This is a genomic window from Sorangium sp. So ce367 (assembly GCF_051520455.1).
Classification (GTDB): domain Bacteria; phylum Myxococcota_A; class Polyangia; order Polyangiales; family Polyangiaceae; genus Sorangium; species Sorangium cellulosum_B.
Window position 1 is genome coordinate 8,804,882 of the sequence record NZ_CP150334.1, and the last position, 15,848, is coordinate 8,820,729.

Here is a 15,848-nt window from a genome sequence, read left to right on the forward strand (position 1 = left end):
CCGGAATCAGCTCAGACTCTGCTGATGGGATGCTGATGTCAAGCGCTGTCGGAAATTTGAACCATTCGTGATCTGCAGCGCATTGCGATGGGGGCGGCGTTGCGAGCAGCGGTCGGCTTCCTGCAATACGCCACGGGCTTTGACGCCGTGATGGCGCATTGCGTCGCGGATCGACGTTGTTTTTTCCATGCGGAGGGGCGTGCTGGCTCCGGTAGGTTCGTGGGCCATGCGATCTGTCCACAGCTCGTTTGCGCTTGTCCTGGTGGGTACCCTGGCCGCTTGCGGTGGCGCGGCGCCTCCTCCGTCGGAGCCGGATCGTGCGGAGGCCGAGGTGGCTGCTGCGGCGCCGGCCGCGAAGGAGGGTGAGGCGGCGGAGGGTGAAGGTGGGAAGAAGGAGGAGGACGCGGCGGGGGAAGCGTCACGGCAGATCCCGACGACGTGCGAGCAGCGGGGCAACGAGTGTTTGCCGCCGGTGGCGTTCGTGAAGCGGCTCTGCAGCGGGTTCCATCCGGACGTCGCGCTGACCCTGTTCGCGAAGGGGTCGCCGTTCACGCGCGGGTACCTGACGCGGGACACCGAGGCGGTGAACGCCTCTGGCGGGTCGTCCTCGAACGACAAGCTGGTCTTCGATGAGGAGGTGCTGATCCTCTATCACCGGGAGCCGGAGACCGGGGGCATGGTCGTGAGCGGCGCCGGGGGCGGCTACGAGGTCCTGCGATGGGACGGGACGTGCGCCACGCTGATGGCGGAGGAGGTCCGGCAGCACGTGCCGCCGAAGCCGAAGTTCGCGGCGATCCCGTGGAAGAGCCTCGATCAGAAGACGCGCGACGCGTTCCTGGCCGACGAGAAGACGGGCAAGCTCATCATCGAGCGGAAGAGAGAGTGCAAGGGCGCGACCATGGGGGCGGTCACCGCGAAGTGCGAGAAGGTCGACAAGCAGATGGCGGCGGCGCTGATCGAGTACGTGCGCAACGGCGGAGCGCTGCCGGCGCCGGGTCCGCTGCCCTGAGGGGCGGCGGGCGGTGGCGGGGCGCTTCCGGATGGGGTGGGTGGGAGCGCCGCCGGGCCGATGAGGGACGGGGGACCGCGGTCGCGGTCGGCTACTCCGGCTTGTCCTTGGGCGCCACGTAGTCGGGCGGGAGCTGCGCGGCCTCGTTCCCGCCGGTGAAGAAGTACTTGTCGAGCTCGGTCATCCAGATCCGCTGGCCGGCCTCGGAGATGAGGTCGAGGCGGTACTCGTTGATGAGCATCTTCGAGTGCTCGAGCCACATCCGCCACGCCTCCTTCGAGACGTTGTCGAAAATCCGCTTGCCCAGCTCGCCCTTCAGCGGCGGCTTCTCCAGCCCCTCCGCCTCACGGCCGAGCTTCACGCACTGGACCATCCTCGCCATAAGTTGCCCGACTCCTTTTCCTTTTCGCGGGCTTCTTAGCCGAGCCGCGAGGAGCCGTCGAGAGCGCGAGGCGTGCCGGCGAGGTCAGCGGGCGGCCGACCAGAGAGGGGCCCGACCGGAGCGGGCGGACGAGCGGCGGCAGCAGGTTGAGGCAGGGGGCGGAGGGCAAGGCCGATGGAGGCGCCTGGAGGCAGCAGCAGGCAGGAAAACCGGGAGGATCGGACCAACGGCCCCGACCGACGCACGGCGCCGTCCGCGACGGCGTCAGCGACGGAACGATCTGGCGCCGAGGGGTTGACGGCGGCACGGTTTCTAGCAATATTCGGTCCGTCTGAACGAACCACGAGGGGGCGATCGGCTTCGACGTGGGGACTGAAGGTCTGTCTGCGTGCTGGCGGCTCCTGCTCCGCCTATCAAGCGGGACGTTACAAGTGCGAACGACAACGCATACGCTGTCGCGGCCTAATAACCGCTAAGCCATCCGAGGAGAAGGTCGTCCTAGTACTCTAAGGGTGTCAACCACAGGGCTGGGTCGCGTGAGGACGCCCTCGATAACGCGGCCGAGATTCAGTGAGGGATAGGTCGTAGCCGAATCTACGAACGCCGTCGCCGGCGCATGGCGACTACGCACGTGAATGAAGGTAGACTGGATGCCTTGCGGACCCGGGTTCGATTCCCGGCGCCTCCACCAAGAAGACACGGCGAGAGCCGTGTCTTCTTGCTTTTGTGGGATCTGCGTGTGACCTGACAAAGTTTGGCGAGGTCTGGCGAGCCTGGACGGTGTGAGGCAGGGCACCGGCAGTGGGTGGCCACAGCCGAAGGGGCGGAACGGAACGGGGCGGGATGGCCGACTGGGGGCCCGCGACCGGATCCCGGATCCGCCCTGCTGGAAACCGGGACCAGTGAAGCGGGACCGGATCTAGTTGGACCGGCGGCGACCCCGATCTCCCTACCCACCTGAGACGAGTCTGCCGAGCGGGCTCTTCTTGACACGGGACGGTATCTCCGCTGACCTCGCAGAGGGAGGTGGCCATGAGGATGGCTCGAGCGGCCATGAGGGCCGGAGAGACGCGCTCTCGGCGCGGACCGCATCCGTCGGCGCGTAGGGTTGTGCCGTCGGATCTTCTGTCAACGCGACGGACGTCTCGTTGTCAATCTTCGCGAACGCTCTGGACTCCAAGCATGACGACGCCGCCCGTACCCTTCACAGAACGCTCCAACGGGAAACCATCGCGCTTGGCGACCCTGGAGTATCTCGACCGCGACGCCGCCCTCGCCCCACCAGGTAGCAGGATCCGCGGGGTTGCCGATGCCCCGCCCTCGCCGGGTCTCCGCAGCGGCGGCCTATCTTCGGAGATGCGCAGATAGGTCGCGGAAGTCGCTGCCTATTCACGGGAATACGCAGATATGCCGCGGAGCGTCGCGACCTATTCGCGGGAATACGCAGATATGCCGCGGCGCTTCGCCGCCTACATGCCATAACCCGCCGCTAGGCCCTGCGACGCAACTGATTGCGACGTTCGGCGGGCATAGAGGCAGGTGGAATGCAATGTGCCCTCGTGATCGGCGGAAGCCGCCTTGTATGAAAAACTCGTACTTCTCGCCGTACGACGAACAAAGGGGAGACCGAGGGCGCGTGGCTGCGCTTCCCGTGATGAGTGCGAAATCGCGACCGGAGATGAGAGTTACCCCCAATTGCCGTACCGAGAGGGATCGGTGGGCGGAGCATTATCATGACGACGACACTTCAATTCACGGACCGCGCACTGGTAATAGGACTTACGGTGGGAGCCAAGGCCAACACCCCGATGCACGAGAGCAACCGCCAGAGCGAAGCGAAATTCCGTGAGATGCTGGGTGCATCGGTCGAGCTGTTTGGCATCGACTTGCAGATGAACTTCGCCATGGGCAAGCCCGACCCGAACCTGTGCTCGCCCAACACGATCCTGGAGGACGCGACGGACCTCGCGACGCTGGAGGCCTTCCCGCTCATGCGCGAGGGCGGGTTCGCGCTGGTCACGTTCGACTCCCACACCGAGCAGTACTGCCGACACTTCGTGCGCGCCCCGCTCGTCACCCAATACTATCTCGACAAGCTCCGGGTGGGTGGTCGCTACATCATGAGCGCTAGTGTCGAGATGATGGACTTCGTCACGCCCACCGTCGACTTTCGCCACGAGCAGAACCAGGGCGTTCTGCGCAGCTACTGGGCGCGAGACGGCAGCCTCCATGACGCCGCGACCCGAGAGCAGGTGACCAGCGAGGCGGCTGCGTACGCATTCACTCTCGAGTACCTCGAGGAGCACTCGGGCGTGCACCCCACTATCTCCGCCCCGCTCATCGTGATCACCAAGAACGCCAACGTCAAGTTCGTGAAGCTAGAGCATGCGCTGCGAGAGATGCGGGGCAGCCCCAACTGACCTTGGGCATCACGGTGGAGCGATTCTTGGAAAGTGGATGATCGGTCATGGCACGAGGAGACCGCCGAACCAGCCAATGCAACCGACAACCACCCTCGCTTCGCTCGGGATGGTTGCGGCTGATTGGCACGTTAGGCCGCTTACGCGCCGGAGTGCTCGACCTGCTTGTCTCTGCTGCAGCGAGCAGCCGCCCGATGGTCTCGTGGGCGATGCGCGCCGCCTCGACGTCGCCCTCGGCGAGCGCCGCCCCGTCCGGCGCTACCCGCCGCGTCGGCTGCGCTCGGCCGCGAGGTCGACCACGACGCCCGCGCCGGCCCCTGGCGCGCCGAGCAGCCGCCCGATGGTCTCGTGGGCGATGCGCGCCGCCTCGACGTCGCCCTCGGCGAGCGCCGCCCTCATGCCTTCCGCGAGCTGGGCCAGGAGCACCGTCCGCGGGTCCGCCGGTTTCGTCTGTGATTCGTCTGCATGACGCGGTTTCGCGCACTTAGCTGCCGTCGATGGCACGGTTGCCGCTCCCGTTGCCTGCGGAAACCTACGCGATCCCTGCGGATCCCCACCCTCGGAAGGCGTTTCGATTCCCGGCGCCTCCACCAAGAAGACACGGCGAGAGCCGTGTCTTCTTGCTTTTGTGTGCCCTGCGTGTGACCTGACGAATTTCGGTAGAAGTCTGGGCGGGGCTGGACGGTGTGAGGCAGGGCACCGGTAGCGGGTGCCATAGCCGAACGGGCGGAACGGAACGGGGCGGGATGGCCGACTGGGGGCCCGCGACCCGGATCCCGGGTCCGCCCAGCTGGAAGCCGGGACCAGTGGAGCAGGACCGGATGTAGGTGGACCGGCGGCGACCCCGATCTCCCTACCCACCCGAGACGAGTCTGCCGAGCGGGCTCTTCTTGACACGAGACGGTATCTCCGCTGACCTCACAGAGGGAGTTGGCGATGGGGTGGATCGAGCGGCAAAGCGGACCGGAGAGATGCTCTCTGGGCGAGGACCGCACCCGTCGGCGCGTGGGGTTGCGCCACCTGGTCTTCTGTCAACGAGATGGTCGTCTCGTTGTCAATCTTCGCGAACGCTCTGGACTCCAAGCATGACGACGCCGCGCGTACCCTCCAACGGGAAACCATCGCGCTTGGCGACCCTGGAGTATCTCGACGCGACGCCGCCCTCGCCCCACCAGGTAGCAGGATCCGCGGGGTTGCCGATGCCCCGCCCTCGCCGGGTCTCCACAGCGGCTGCCTATCTTCGGAGATGCGCAGATAGGTCGCGGAAGTCGCTGCCTATTCACGGGAATACGCAGATATGCCGCGGAGCGTCGCTACCTATTCGCGGGAATACGCAGATATGCCGCGGCGCTTCGCCGCCTACATGCGATAACCCGCCGCTAGGCCCTGCGACGCAACTGATTGCGACGTTCGGCAGACGGCCGTTGGGCCAAGCGGGAGGCGATGCAACGGTACTCGGCGACGGGAGCTGGCAGGTGCCCCCGGGCCTCGGCGACGACCGGGGTACTGCGTGGGGGGCGGGCGTCGGCGTCCGAGCGGACGCTCGTGGCATTGCCGCTCGGCGAGCAGCGCGCCTCGCTGTTGCATGCTTCCCGCGGCTTCCCGCGCCCGTAGATTGACCGGGTGCGGGCCCCATGGCAGGCTCCGCCCGCGGCAGCGCTGCGAACCAGGAGACTACGATGGCCGAGTGGCTCTACAAAGCGCGGGATAGGGCGGCGAGTGGCAAGCCGAGACCGGACTACGAGGCGACCCGAGCGTTCGCGGTGAGCGATGGGATCCTCTGCCGGTCGGCGCGCACCGAAGAGGGCGCGTGGATCGCGAACGTTCGCGCGGTCGACGCGGGGGACGTGATCCACATCTACTACCGGCAGCATGCCCCCGAGCGTCGCGTTCGCGTGGTCGGCAGCTTCCGCGTGCGCGACCCCGGTGACGCACGCTTCCACTGGCAGTGCGACCTCGCCGAAGTGAAGGACGCTGAACTCGCATCCCGATTGCGGATCGCGTATGGCGCGGCGGATGATGCTCCCATCACCGGCTGGCTCCTCGAGCCCGCTCCCAACGTACACACACCGGCATCGACGGAGCCCGATATCAAAGAGTTTCTCGCCCAGACGCCGACCCTCCGCCGCTACCACGAGGACCGGATCATCTCGACGGTGACCGCGCAGCTCCCCGCGCTGCCGACCCCGCTCCGTCTGCTCCATGGCCCCCTCCTGGTGACTATCGAGACATGGTCGTACGGCGCACGAGTCGCCCGCTTCCCCGCGGCGCGCATCATCGGGGAAGGTCGGGACGACGCTTCGGCCGTGGAAGCGCTGGCCGAGAACATCGCCGAGTTCGTGGAGGTCAATCTATCCCAAGCACAAGCGGGGCGACTCGGTGGAACGCTCGCGAAGCAATGGGTGGCGCTCACTGCGATGGTGGACGTCTCCGCGGTCCGACCCGATGGGGAGAAGATCAGTGAGGTGGCCTGAGCTCCGACGAGCCCTCCGCACCAAGCTCAAGGCGGAACATCGAAGCGGCAAGAAGCACGACCTATGGTTCGTCGAGTGCGACGGCAAGCGTGTCGGAAATGTCCTGGATTCTCACGGCGATGGAGAGATGAGGGGTCACGAGATCGGGCACGTCGCGAGCAGCCTCAATTTGAGCGAGCGTCAGCTCAGGGAGTTGGTCCGTTGCCATATGACGCGCGATGAATTTTGCGCGAAGCAGGGCTGAAGGGCCGCCGAACAAGCCGCTGGTGCCGACGCCGCTTCGCGGCGCAGCACACCGGCGAGCCGTTAGGCAGACCAGTTCACCCACCGGACGTGACGCGCGCACGCGAACCAAGGTCGCCGGATTTCGCCTGCTTGACCGGGGTGCAGGGGACGAAATGGGGATTCAGATGACCTCGAACGTCGAACGACCGACCTCGCCAGTGCCAGCAACGTCGACCAGCTTAGCCGAGTTCCTCCCCGAGGACCTGCGCGAACCAACGCCGCGACGGTTTGCGACCTGTCGCCACGCACGGCCCGAGATCGAATCTTGGCTTGGAACGCTGCTCCTGCTGGTCATCATCGTGGTCGGTGGCTTTTGGGGCGACGCGCATGGCTACGAGCTAGCTCGCTATGGTCTGGCCGCAGCGGTGCCGTTGTTTTTCTTGCTCGTATACAAGACGTTCAACCTGGTTCACGCCTTGCGGCTCGCGATGAGCGGCGTGCCATTGCCCGCGACGATCAGAGACGCCACGGTCCGCATACGCCGCGGGACGTTCCAGGTCTGGCGCGTGTCAACGGAGGTCAACACGGTGAGCATTCAAGCGACGGGTCCCTCAGTGCCTGGCATGGTCGCGCTCGTCCTCGGAAAGCAGATTGGGGTGTATCACCCGGGCCCGCCAGGCCGCGGCATCCACACAAGCCGCATCTTGTGACGCAGTTCGCCTGGATCGTTGGAGTTGCCACTGCACACCCTGTGAACTGCCCCACAAATGTTGCTCTACTTTGGCGAACGACGGGTGTGCGAGGCTGCCTAACGAGCCGCTGAACCTGACAGCCGTGCTGCGCGTATAGGTCATCGCTGCCCAGGCCGTGGTGAATGCCACGGCCAACTGTCGTGCTTCGGTGCTGGCCTCGTCGTGTTACAGTTGGCGACCGGTTGCAGGTTAGCGCCGGGGTTAGGCCGCTCACGCGCCAGAATGCTCGACCTCCTTGTCTCTGCTGCAGCGAGCAGCCGCCCGATGGTCTCGTGGGCGATGCGAGCCGGCTCGACGTCGCCCGCGGCGAGCGCCGGCCGCATGCCTTCCGCGAGCTGGCCGAGCAGCACCGTCCGCGGATCGGCCGATTTCGTCCGCGATTCGTCTGCCTGACGCGGTTTCGCGCAGTTAGCCGGCGTCGACGGCACGGTTGCCGCTGCCGACTCATGCGGAAACCTATGCGATCCATGCGGATGCCTACCCTCGGCAGGCGTTTCGATTCCCGGCGCCTCCACCAAGAAGAGACGTGGCCATGGGGGTGGCCGTAGGCGTTCGGCAGAGCACATCCCAAGGGTGGATCGAGCGGGAATCAGGACCAGAGAGACGCTCTCTCGGCGCGGACCGCACCCGCCGGCGAGTGGGGTTGCGCCGCCCGGGCTTACGAGCGCGCAGAGCGCTGGCCGCTCAAGAGACCCATGAAGCTGCTGGCGGCCTCGGCTAGCCACCCCGCCGTGTGCGCTCCATCGCAAGATCGATCGTCCTGCCCGGCTCCGCGCCAGGCGCGCGCCGAGCAGCGGCCCGGTCCTCTCGTGGGTGAGGAGCGCTGCCTCGATATCGCTCGCCGCGAGCGCCACCCCGGCTGGCGCTACCCGCCAGGGCGGCTGCGCCGAGCCCCGAGGTCAACGACGCCGCTCATGTCGGCGCCGGGCGTGCCGAGCAGGCGCCGATGGTCTCGTGGGCGATGCGCGCCGCCTCAACGTCGCCGCGAACGCCGCCTCAGCCTGGGCTACCCGCCGCGCCGGGGTAACCGCCCATCGGTCGCCATGGGCGTGGCCCCTCGCGGCGCGCGCCGGGGTCGGCGATACTGGACGCGCAGCGGCTGCCAATCTTCGGAGATGCGCAGATAGGTCGCGGAAGTCGCTGCCTATTCACGGCAATACACCGATATACCGCGGAGCTTCGCGACCTATTCGCGGGAATACGGAGATTGGCCGCGGCGCCTCGCCGCCTACATGCTATGATCCGCCGCCAGGCCCTGCGACGCAACTGATTGCGACGTCGGACAGGCGACGGGACAGCTATCTACTTCGGAAGACGCATGACTCGCACCAAGGTTTTCCTCGGTTACATCGCAGCGGCTCTTGCATCGAGTCTTGTAGCGGCTTCCTGCGCGCGACGGGAACAGTCGGAGTCCGGAAGTGGCGAACCAGCTGCTCCGTCGCACACGCCTTCTGTAGCGAAATCCGTGAACAAGGATCCCGAGAGGTCCTCCAGCGAGGTGGAACCCAGCCCGGAGCCCACGCTTCAGCCACGAGTCGCGGACGACTTACCTCAACCTACGCCTCGCTCCCCTCCGATCCTCGAGGCGGACCCGAATTCGAAGGGAGTGAGAATGGGCAAGCCGCTTTTTTCCTGCTACTACGTGAGTTTTGCCTGGGGCAGTAAGGCTTACGGGCACGTCCTTGATGATCAGGGCCAAATTTGGTTCTACGACCTGGGAAGGCCCTGGTCTCCCCAACCGGCCGGGGACGGACTCTATCTGGAGACCGGGCTGAGAGAGCGATTCAGAAATCCCGTCCTCCAGTCGCGCCGCATTCCTCCTGCGCAGCTGGCCGACATGCGGAAGAAGGCGGACATCGCTCGAGGCGGTCGAATCGAGGAGAAGCACGTGTCGCGTGATGCGGCCAGCGGCGGCTGCGAGGCCTACCTGTGGGAGAGATCGGACGCGTACCGGGAAGTTAAGCTCGGCAGCCGTGGCGGCTATGAGATTCGCAACTCCAGCTTGGAGGCCGGCCATCTCCTAGAGTGGCTATGGGGAGAACTCGGCATGGGCACCCATCCGCAGTCCCGGGGGAAGTAATGGCTCCGAAAGCGTACACGAAGCTGCCCAACGCACGGCTGCACACCGACGAGCGATTCCGTGGCGCCTGCGGCGCCCCTCCGTCGCTCGCGGGTGAGCCGAGCGTTGGGCAGTTGCACGTGGAGGGACAACATGCCAACCATCAATGTGGAGAGTGACTCCACGTGAGATCCTGAGAGCGCCACGCCGACCGCTTCGACGGTGTTCCTACCAGCTGTCTGAGAACAGACAATCATAGAGCGTGGCCTCCCCCAAGAGGCGGCTGTCGGTTGCTACGTCCGGTATGATGAGCTTTCCGACGAGTGGCGGCATGCGCTCGTATCCCCAGGTGTGTTCAATTTCCTGCGCGATCCAAGTCGCGTACGGCTGCTCATCCGGCGACAGATCGAAACTGAGGTCCTGCCGTCTAGCTTCCAGCGGAAGTGGTGGCTCAACAAAGTTGGGCTTGACCAGCCTGACCAGCTTGCCCATCCAGGCAGGTAGGACGTAATGCGTGTCATAAGCGAAGACGCTTACGTGGCGAGACGGCGTCGCATTAATCACCCTGATCCTCTCGATTTCTTCGAGGTCGTCAACGGTCCGCATGCTGTAAACGACGTAACAGGAAACCAACAGACTCACCATGAACCCTATCACGTGACTATACTCCCCTGGAGCGCTTGCCCCGACAGAGAGGTGACCGGCGTAGCAGGCGTCGTAGTTTCCCGTGAGAAGATGAATAGAACGGTCAATCAAGGAACTCTCCGGAAACTTATCATGGATCCGATTTAGCACACCTTGCCAACGGCCACGTTCGGCTCCGGCTCGACGACGGGCGTCCACCAGCCGTCCGTATTCCTCTGTCCGTTTGTGGCGCGGGTCCTCGCGCGAGACCCCACGCGGGTAATAGCGATATACCACCTCGACCAACTCTTCATTCGAGCACTTCATGGCCTTGTAACCCTGGCACCTTTCACGGCCTCGGGCATTCTAACCTTCATCATGACCCTGAAACGTGGCATCGGTCGGCGACGCAGGCGGAGGCCTCCTCGCCAGGCCTCCTCGCAGGACCACCCGCGCCCGCGCCGAGTCGTGGGCCGACGCCGCCCCGCGCCCAGCATCGTCGACCCCTGCGAGAGCCGCAAGGGCCCATGCCCATGGCGATGGCCGGGCGGTTACGATTATTGGCCCTCCTTCATCCGCGGCTCGATAGGCGGATCGAGCGCATCACCATGGACCCCGCGCAACACGATCGCGGCGTGCTGGGCTCCGTTTTCAACCGCATCGAGAGGGTCTACCCCGTATGTAGTAGATGGGCGCCCATCGATGTCAACAGTGACAGCCCAAGGCCACTTTTTTCCCGGAGGGTTCCGCGTCGGCTCGTGGATGCGAACCACGATGTCGCGCGGCTCGCCCTCTTCTGGGGTCAGCTTAAAGGTCAGCTCGAGCATCACTTACATCTCCTGTCGCAGTCTTTGAGGCATCGACTATATTCATCAGTGCACTGTCTTAGGCAGGTCGTGTCGCCCCTTGGGCAGTTGTCACGGCAGAGTTCCCATATCTTGTCACACTTTTCCTTGCACGCCTCTAGACAGTCGGGGCTCGGCCGCTCCGGACGCGACCCGCCGCTGGATCAATCGGGGAGTGCGGCGGTCAGGTCCAGCTCGACCAGTTGACCGGGCGGGTTGATCTTGACCAGGCGCATTGAGCGGGGGCGAGCGAGCGCGAGATGGACCTGATCCTCCAGGCGCGCAAGGCCATCGAGGCCTACAACGCCAGGGCTGACGTCGAGGCGCGACGCCTGCTCGACATGCACGCCATTGAGTTCCCTCGGGGTCAGCTGGCCCGGGAGCGCGAGGCGCTGCTGCTGCAACTTCGCTGAATCGGCGGCGGCCCTGGCGACAGATAGCCGGCGGTGGAGACGGCGGCGTTCTTGAGCGACGCCAGGCCGAGATCCGCCGTGCGCCGGGCCAGGAGAACGAGCACGTTCATGACACGCAAGGAAGCCGTGGCGGAGCATTGGCACACGTCACGGGTATCGCCGGCGATCACCCCGCGGGGCGGCGTCGGGAGCGGCCTTCTCGGGTGCCTCGATCGCCCGGGAGCGAGCGCGACGCACGGCGTCGAATGGATCGCTCCCGCGACCGTCGAACGCCGCGACAGCGCGACCCCCGGCGACGAAAACGTGCGCCGGCGGACGCGTACAGGTCGGCAGATCGGAACAGGAGATTTGTATGCGGCTGAATTGGTTCGGGAGCACCGTCGTGGTGATGTCGATGATCGTTGGTTGTGGAGGCGACGACAAGGGCGCTGGGGGGCAAGCGCAAGGGGCTGGGGGGCAGATGCAAGGGGGCGAGGGCGGGGCCGGCGGGAGCGCGGGCAGCGGGGCCGGCGGGAGCACGGGCAGCGAGACCGGCGGGGGCGGACAGGGGCCCACCGACTGCCCAGAAGCGCAGGTGTCCTGCAATGGCGCGTGCCTCCCCGTGGGCGTGCCGGCCGGCGGCTGCACGGTGCTCGCGCACGCCGGGAAGCACGTGTCCATCGATCACGGCATCGCGGTCGACGCGTCGCACGTGTACTGGGTCGAGCAGCTCACACACACCGCCGTCGCGCGCGTGGCGAAGGCGGGGGGAGAGCGCGAGGAGATCTACGGTTCACGCAATGTCCCCCTGTCCGTCGCGGTGGACGAGAAGAACGTGTATTGGGCCGAAAACTCGGTCACGCACTGGCTCCGCGCGATGCCGAAATCGGGCGGTGCCGTGATCGATCTGGTGACGTTCGTCGACGACTTTGGCAGCATCGAGGATGTCGTGACCGATGGCGAGCGCGTGTTCTTCACCCAGCAAGTGCGCTCGGGGCCGCTCGAGGTCAGGAGCATCGGGCTCGACGCCGGGGACGAGGCCGTGCATGGTCCAGCCGGCGACATCTTCAGCACGACGCTGGCCCTGGATTCCGGGTTCGTCTACTGGAAGTCCGTCGAGTCCTTCGAGAAGGACGACATCCTGCGCTCCCCCCGGACCGGCGGCGAGCCGCAGGTGGTCGTGACCGTGGGCGGTGGCACCCTCCTGGGCTTCGCGATCAGCGGCGAGTTCATTTATTACATGAGCCCCGGCGCGATCTGGCGCATGCCCGTGTCCGGCGGCGATCCGACCGAGGTGCTCTCGTCCCCCGACGTGGAGGGCACCTTCTTCGTCGCCCACGCACAGGCGCTCTACTGGGCCTCGTCCGGAGCGCTGTGGCGCGTCGGCGTGGACGGGAAGAATCCCACCCGGCTCGTCAAGACCGACGATTCCATCTCCCACATCGCGGCCGACACGAGCGGCGTCTACCTGGCCATCAACAAACGACCGGGATCGTCTGGGGACGGGTTCATCGTCAGGGCCGAAGACTGAGGGCGGATCGCGCCGTTCGCCTTGATCGGCGCGGCGCGGAAGGCGCGGCGGTACGCCTGCGGGCTCGTGGTCACGAGCCGCTGGAAGTGCCCGCGAAAGGCGGTCGGCGAGCCGAACCCGACCCGCGCCGCGATCGACTCCACCGAGTGCCCCGTCGTTTCGAGCAGCTGCTGCGCGCGGCGCACGCGGGCCCGGAGCAGCCATTGCAGCGGCGTGGTGCCGGTCTGCTCGCGGAAGCGGCGGCTCAGCGTGCGCACGCTGAGGGCCGCGCGCCGCGCGATGTCCTCGAGCGTGAGCGGCTTGTCGAGGCTCTCCTCGATCCACCGCAGCAGCGGCTCGAGCGACGAGCCGTCCGGCGCGGGCGGCTCGTGGAGGATGAACTGCGACTGCCCCCCGTCGCGCTCGAGCGGCATCACCGAGAGCCGCGCCGTGTCCGCGGCCACGGCAGAGCCGTAGTCGAGCCGCACCATGTGGAGGCAGAGGTCGAGCGCCGCCGCGGCGCCCGCCGACGTCAGAAACTGCCCATCATCCACGTAGAGCACCTTCGGGTCGACGCGAATGGCCGGGTGGCGGCGCGCGAGCTCGTCCGTCGCGAGCCAGTGGGTCGTGGCGCGGCGCCCGTCGAGCAGCCCGGTCGCGGCGAGGAGGAACGCCCCGGTGCAGATGGAGGCGACGCGAGCGCCCGTGGCCGCCGCAGCGCGGACCGCGCGCAAGAGCGCCTCCGGGACCACGACGCTCGCCTCGGCGACGCCCGGAAGGATGATGGTGTCCGCTCGCGTCAGCTCGTCGAGGCCGAAGCGCACCCGGAGATCGAACGCTCCGGCGCTCACCTCGCGCGTCACCCCGCAAACACGGACTTGATACCCGGCCCGCCCCCCGGGCAGCCGGACACGCCCGAACACCTCGCAGGGCGTCGACAGGTCGAAGGGGACGACCCCCTCCATCGCGACCACAGCCACGACATGCATGGCTGAAAGATGCTTGATTATCCACTTCATGCCACCGATTTTATGATCCGGCGCGGGTCCGGGACGCCGGGCTGGCCAGAAGTCGTCGAAGATTGGCACGAACGCCCCTCGCGGGACCGTCCCGGCGGTGCCATATCCCGGCCATGCCAACTGCCGAGCGATAACGGCTCGATGCCGCTGGCATCCGGGGCATCCCCTCGTTTGCGAGCCCCTCCGACCGTCTCACGTCTCGGAGCCGTCGTGGCCATCCCGAGAAGGCGAATCGTGAAGAGCGCCTCGCGCCGCGCCATGGAGCCCCCCTCATGCCCGCCTACCAGATTCTACGGTTGATCAAGTTCTTGGGCGTCATCCTGTACGCGGGCGGCCTCATTGGCAGCTTCGTCGCCACGGTGCACGCCGATCGCAAGCGCGCCGTCCACGCCGTGGCCTCTCCAGGGCTGGTCGTCACGTGGATCGCGGGATACCTGATGACCACGCAGCTGCAGGTTCCTTTGATGGAGCTCTGGGTCATCGCAGGGCTCGTCCTGTCGCTGGTCTCGCAGCTCGCCCTCGTTCACAGCGTCGCGCGCGACCGGCGCACGCTCGGCGCGTTCGTCTCGACCGTTGCCCCTCTCTTCGTGGTGCTGCTGATGATGGTCTTTCGGCCCACCTGGGCTGACGTCCGATCATGAGCGCGCTTCGCACCCTGCGCGTCGTCGGCTTCCTGGAAGGGCTGTCGTTCCTGGTCCTCCTCACCGTCGCGATGCCGCTCAAATACATCTTCGGCCTGCCGATCGCGGTCCGGATCGCCGGCAGCGCCCACGGGCTCTTCTTTCTCCTCTTCGTCTCCGCGCTGTTTCGCGCGGCCACCGAGCGCGACTGGCCGCGTCGCCGTTCGCTCATGGCGCTCCTCGCGTCGCTCGTACCGGGCGGGACCTTCGCGCTGGATCGGACGTTGAAGCGCGAGATCGAGGGCGACGCGGGGACCGCGCCCCATGGCTGACGCCACAGCATCAGCCTTTTGACGATGCCTGCGCGCGGCGAGCGGCCGCCGCTGCCTGCGCGTCGGCGCCGAGTCGCCCGCCGCGAGTTCGGGCCCACCCGCGGCTACCCGCCGCGCCGGGTGCGCTCGGCAGCGAGGTTGATGCCGCCAGCCGCGTCGTGAGCGGCCGTGGTGTGGCGCCCCGTTCACGCGCCGCGCCTCGCGCTGCGATTTGGACGGAAAATCCGCATGGTTCGGAAAGGTACGAGCTTTGCTCTTACCGCCGTCATGAGGTACTGCTTTCGTTCGCTGGTTCTCGTGGGGGCTCCTTTCATCTTCGTCGCGGGTTGCGGCGGATCGGACGGCGACACGTTCGCCGAGCCCACCGAGGCGCCGGCAACCCCGTCGACTCCGGCGGAGGTAGACACCACCTATGAACAGATCGGGCGCGGCTGCGGCGACGACGGCTCCCTCGTTCGCTCGCTGGCGCACGTCCCCGCGCTCACCACCAACAACCTCTGGATCGCCCCAAACAACGACGCCGCCGGCCTGGCCGCGTCCAAGGACGACAATGGCTGGGGAGCGAGCGTGGGCGTCTACGAGCTCGGGTTCGAGTCGAGCGGGGACAACATGGAGAGCCACTCCGCCGAGCAGGCCGCACGATGCGACGCGGCCAGCGAGATCTTCAACCCCATCGGGGACGGCGCGCGGCACCGCTTCCTCAACGTCCTCGTCTACGCAGGCGATCACCCGCACGCCGAGGCGATGCCCGCCGAGGGTCTCCCCGCCGCGGTCGAGGCGCCAGTCCGCCTGAAGGGCTATCTGGACGTGGCCGCGGGCACGCGCGAGGAGATCGAAGGCGGCGTCGTGTACGAGGACACGCAGCACCAATACGTGCCCATCTACGTTTATTGCGAGAAGCCCATGAAGATCACCTACGAGGAGCGCCTGTTTTCGCGCGTGGAGGTCGAGGCGCTGAAGATCGACACCCGCATCTGTCGCCCCGTCGCCGAGGACGGCTACGGCTGCCTCTCCGAGCGCCCGCAGCCGCTCGAGGGTGCGTGCACGTTCGTGGCGGCCGACGCGAAGTACGTGGCGACGAGCGGCGAGGAGCACCACATATCGCTCGGTGGCCGCATCGAGCGCGGCGAACAGCTCAGCTACACGATCACGGTCGACCGCTTCGCCTTCCACTGAACGAGGGTC

General features: G+C 66.7%; 15 protein-coding genes and 1 other RNA gene. 11 read left to right on the forward strand and 5 right to left on the reverse strand.

What is annotated here, in order from left to right; translation table 11 throughout:
• Positions 1-226 precede the first annotated feature (226 nt).
• Positions 227-1,009 carry a hypothetical protein gene (locus WME97_RS33395; RefSeq protein WP_437543530.1) on the forward strand — a complete coding sequence of 261 codons (783 nt, stop codon included), beginning with the start codon at positions 227-229 and terminating at the stop codon, positions 1,007-1,009.
• A 91-nt stretch (positions 1,010-1,100) separates the two neighbouring features.
• Here the strand turns inward: WME97_RS33395 and WME97_RS33400 are convergent, their stop codons facing one another.
• Entirely contained in the window at positions 1,101-1,391 is a 291-nt protein-coding gene (locus WME97_RS33400; protein ID WP_272095228.1) for an oxidative damage protection protein, read from the reverse strand.
• Positions 1,392-1,737: 346 nt separating this feature from the next.
• On the opposite strand from WME97_RS33400, the gene ssrA reads away from it, so the two are divergent.
• Together ssrA and WME97_RS33410 are read left to right on the forward strand one after the other, a co-directional pair.
• Positions 1,738-2,082, forward strand: a transfer-messenger RNA (tmRNA) gene (ssrA, locus tag WME97_RS33405).
• A gap of 1,093 nt (positions 2,083-3,175) precedes the next feature.
• Positions 3,176-3,811 (forward strand): hypothetical protein, encoded by a 636-nt coding sequence (locus WME97_RS33410; protein ID WP_437543533.1) that lies wholly within the window; start codon positions 3,176-3,178, stop codon positions 3,809-3,811.
• A gap of 258 nt (positions 3,812-4,069) precedes the next feature.
• Here the strand turns inward: WME97_RS33410 and WME97_RS33415 are convergent, their stop codons facing one another.
• Positions 4,070-4,237 (reverse strand): hypothetical protein, encoded by a 168-nt coding sequence (locus WME97_RS33415; protein WP_437543535.1) that lies wholly within the window; start codon positions 4,235-4,237, stop codon positions 4,070-4,072.
• A gap of 1,253 nt (positions 4,238-5,490) precedes the next feature.
• On the opposite strand from WME97_RS33415, the gene WME97_RS33420 reads away from it, so the two are divergent.
• Entirely contained in the window at positions 5,491-6,285 is a 795-nt protein-coding gene (locus WME97_RS33420; RefSeq protein WP_437543537.1) for a hypothetical protein, read from the forward strand.
• 61 nt (positions 6,286-6,346) lie between these two features.
• Here the strand turns inward: WME97_RS33420 and WME97_RS33425 are convergent, their stop codons facing one another.
• Positions 6,347-6,613 carry a hypothetical protein gene (locus WME97_RS33425; RefSeq protein ID WP_437543540.1) on the reverse strand — a complete coding sequence of 89 codons (267 nt, stop codon included), beginning with the start codon at positions 6,611-6,613 and terminating at the stop codon, positions 6,347-6,349.
• A gap of 82 nt (positions 6,614-6,695) precedes the next feature.
• On the opposite strand from WME97_RS33425, the gene WME97_RS33430 reads away from it, so the two are divergent.
• Positions 6,696-7,220, forward strand: coding sequence for a hypothetical protein (locus WME97_RS33430; protein WP_437543542.1), 525 nt, complete (start codon positions 6,696-6,698; stop codon positions 7,218-7,220).
• Positions 7,221-8,874: 1,654 nt separating this feature from the next.
• Positions 8,875-9,342: a hypothetical protein gene (locus WME97_RS33435; RefSeq protein ID WP_437543543.1), complete on the forward strand. Its 468-nt coding sequence runs from the start codon at positions 8,875-8,877 to the stop codon at positions 9,340-9,342.
• 207 nt (positions 9,343-9,549) lie between these two features.
• Here the strand turns inward: WME97_RS33435 and WME97_RS33440 are convergent, their stop codons facing one another.
• Positions 9,550-10,272, reverse strand: a complete 723-nt coding sequence (locus WME97_RS33440) for a hypothetical protein (protein ID WP_437543545.1) — start codon at positions 10,270-10,272, stop codon at positions 9,550-9,552.
• A 778-nt stretch (positions 10,273-11,050) separates the two neighbouring features.
• Between WME97_RS33440 and WME97_RS33445 the strand changes: the two genes are divergently transcribed.
• The gene (locus WME97_RS33445; RefSeq protein WP_437543547.1) at positions 11,051-11,203 is read left to right on the forward strand and encodes a hypothetical protein; all 153 of its coding nucleotides are present in this window, start codon (positions 11,051-11,053) and stop codon (positions 11,201-11,203) included.
• Positions 11,204-11,555: 352 nt separating this feature from the next.
• Complete coding sequence (locus WME97_RS33450; RefSeq protein ID WP_437543548.1) at positions 11,556-12,713, forward strand: hypothetical protein; 1,158 nt, start codon at positions 11,556-11,558, stop codon at positions 12,711-12,713.
• Here WME97_RS33450 and WME97_RS33455 read toward each other — a convergent pair.
• On the reverse strand, positions 12,647-13,681 hold the full coding sequence (locus tag WME97_RS33455) for a GlxA family transcriptional regulator (RefSeq protein ID WP_437543551.1): 1,035 nt from the start codon (positions 13,679-13,681) through the stop codon (positions 12,647-12,649). The two genes, WME97_RS33450 and WME97_RS33455, sit on opposite strands and share 67 nt — an antisense overlap.
• Before the next feature lie 302 nt (positions 13,682-13,983).
• Here WME97_RS33455 and WME97_RS33460 point away from each other — a divergent pair, with 302 nt between their 5' ends.
• From WME97_RS33460 to WME97_RS33470, 3 genes are all read left to right on the forward strand, one after another.
• Positions 13,984-14,352 (forward strand): hypothetical protein, encoded by a 369-nt coding sequence (locus WME97_RS33460; RefSeq protein WP_437543553.1) that lies wholly within the window; start codon positions 13,984-13,986, stop codon positions 14,350-14,352.
• Positions 14,349-14,663, forward strand: coding sequence for a DUF3817 domain-containing protein (locus WME97_RS33465; protein WP_437543555.1), 315 nt, complete (start codon positions 14,349-14,351; stop codon positions 14,661-14,663). The genes WME97_RS33460 and WME97_RS33465 overlap by 4 nt, the downstream gene beginning before the upstream one ends.
• A gap of 297 nt (positions 14,664-14,960) precedes the next feature.
• Positions 14,961-15,839, forward strand: a complete 879-nt coding sequence (locus tag WME97_RS33470) for a hypothetical protein (RefSeq protein WP_437543557.1) — start codon at positions 14,961-14,963, stop codon at positions 15,837-15,839.
• Positions 15,840-15,848: the final 9 nt, after the last annotated feature.

Bases quoted from the DNA above. Each gene is read 5' to 3' on its own strand.
- WME97_RS33400 (WP_272095228.1), bottom strand. From the start codon at position 1,391: ATGGCGAGGATGGTCCAGTGCGTGAAGCTCGGCCGTGAGGCGGAGGGG.
- WME97_RS33455 (WP_437543551.1), bottom strand. From the start codon at position 13,681: ATGCATGTCGTGGCTGTGGTCGCGATGGAGGGGGTCGTCCCCTTCGAC.
- WME97_RS33465 (WP_437543555.1), top strand. From the start codon at position 14,349: ATGAGCGCGCTTCGCACCCTGCGCGTCGTCGGCTTCCTGGAAGGGCTG.
- WME97_RS33450 (WP_437543548.1), top strand. From the start codon at position 11,556: ATGCGGCTGAATTGGTTCGGGAGCACCGTCGTGGTGATGTCGATGATC.
- WME97_RS33430 (WP_437543542.1), top strand. From the start codon at position 6,696: ATGACCTCGAACGTCGAACGACCGACCTCGCCAGTGCCAGCAACGTCG.
- WME97_RS33445 (WP_437543547.1), top strand. From the start codon at position 11,051: ATGGACCTGATCCTCCAGGCGCGCAAGGCCATCGAGGCCTACAACGCC.
- WME97_RS33435 (WP_437543543.1), top strand. From the start codon at position 8,875: ATGGGCAAGCCGCTTTTTTCCTGCTACTACGTGAGTTTTGCCTGGGGC.
- WME97_RS33420 (WP_437543537.1), top strand. From the start codon at position 5,491: ATGGCCGAGTGGCTCTACAAAGCGCGGGATAGGGCGGCGAGTGGCAAG.
- WME97_RS33440 (WP_437543545.1), bottom strand. From the start codon at position 10,272: ATGAAGTGCTCGAATGAAGAGTTGGTCGAGGTGGTATATCGCTATTAC.
- WME97_RS33460 (WP_437543553.1), top strand. From the start codon at position 13,984: ATGCCCGCCTACCAGATTCTACGGTTGATCAAGTTCTTGGGCGTCATC.
- WME97_RS33395 (WP_437543530.1), top strand. From the start codon at position 227: ATGCGATCTGTCCACAGCTCGTTTGCGCTTGTCCTGGTGGGTACCCTG.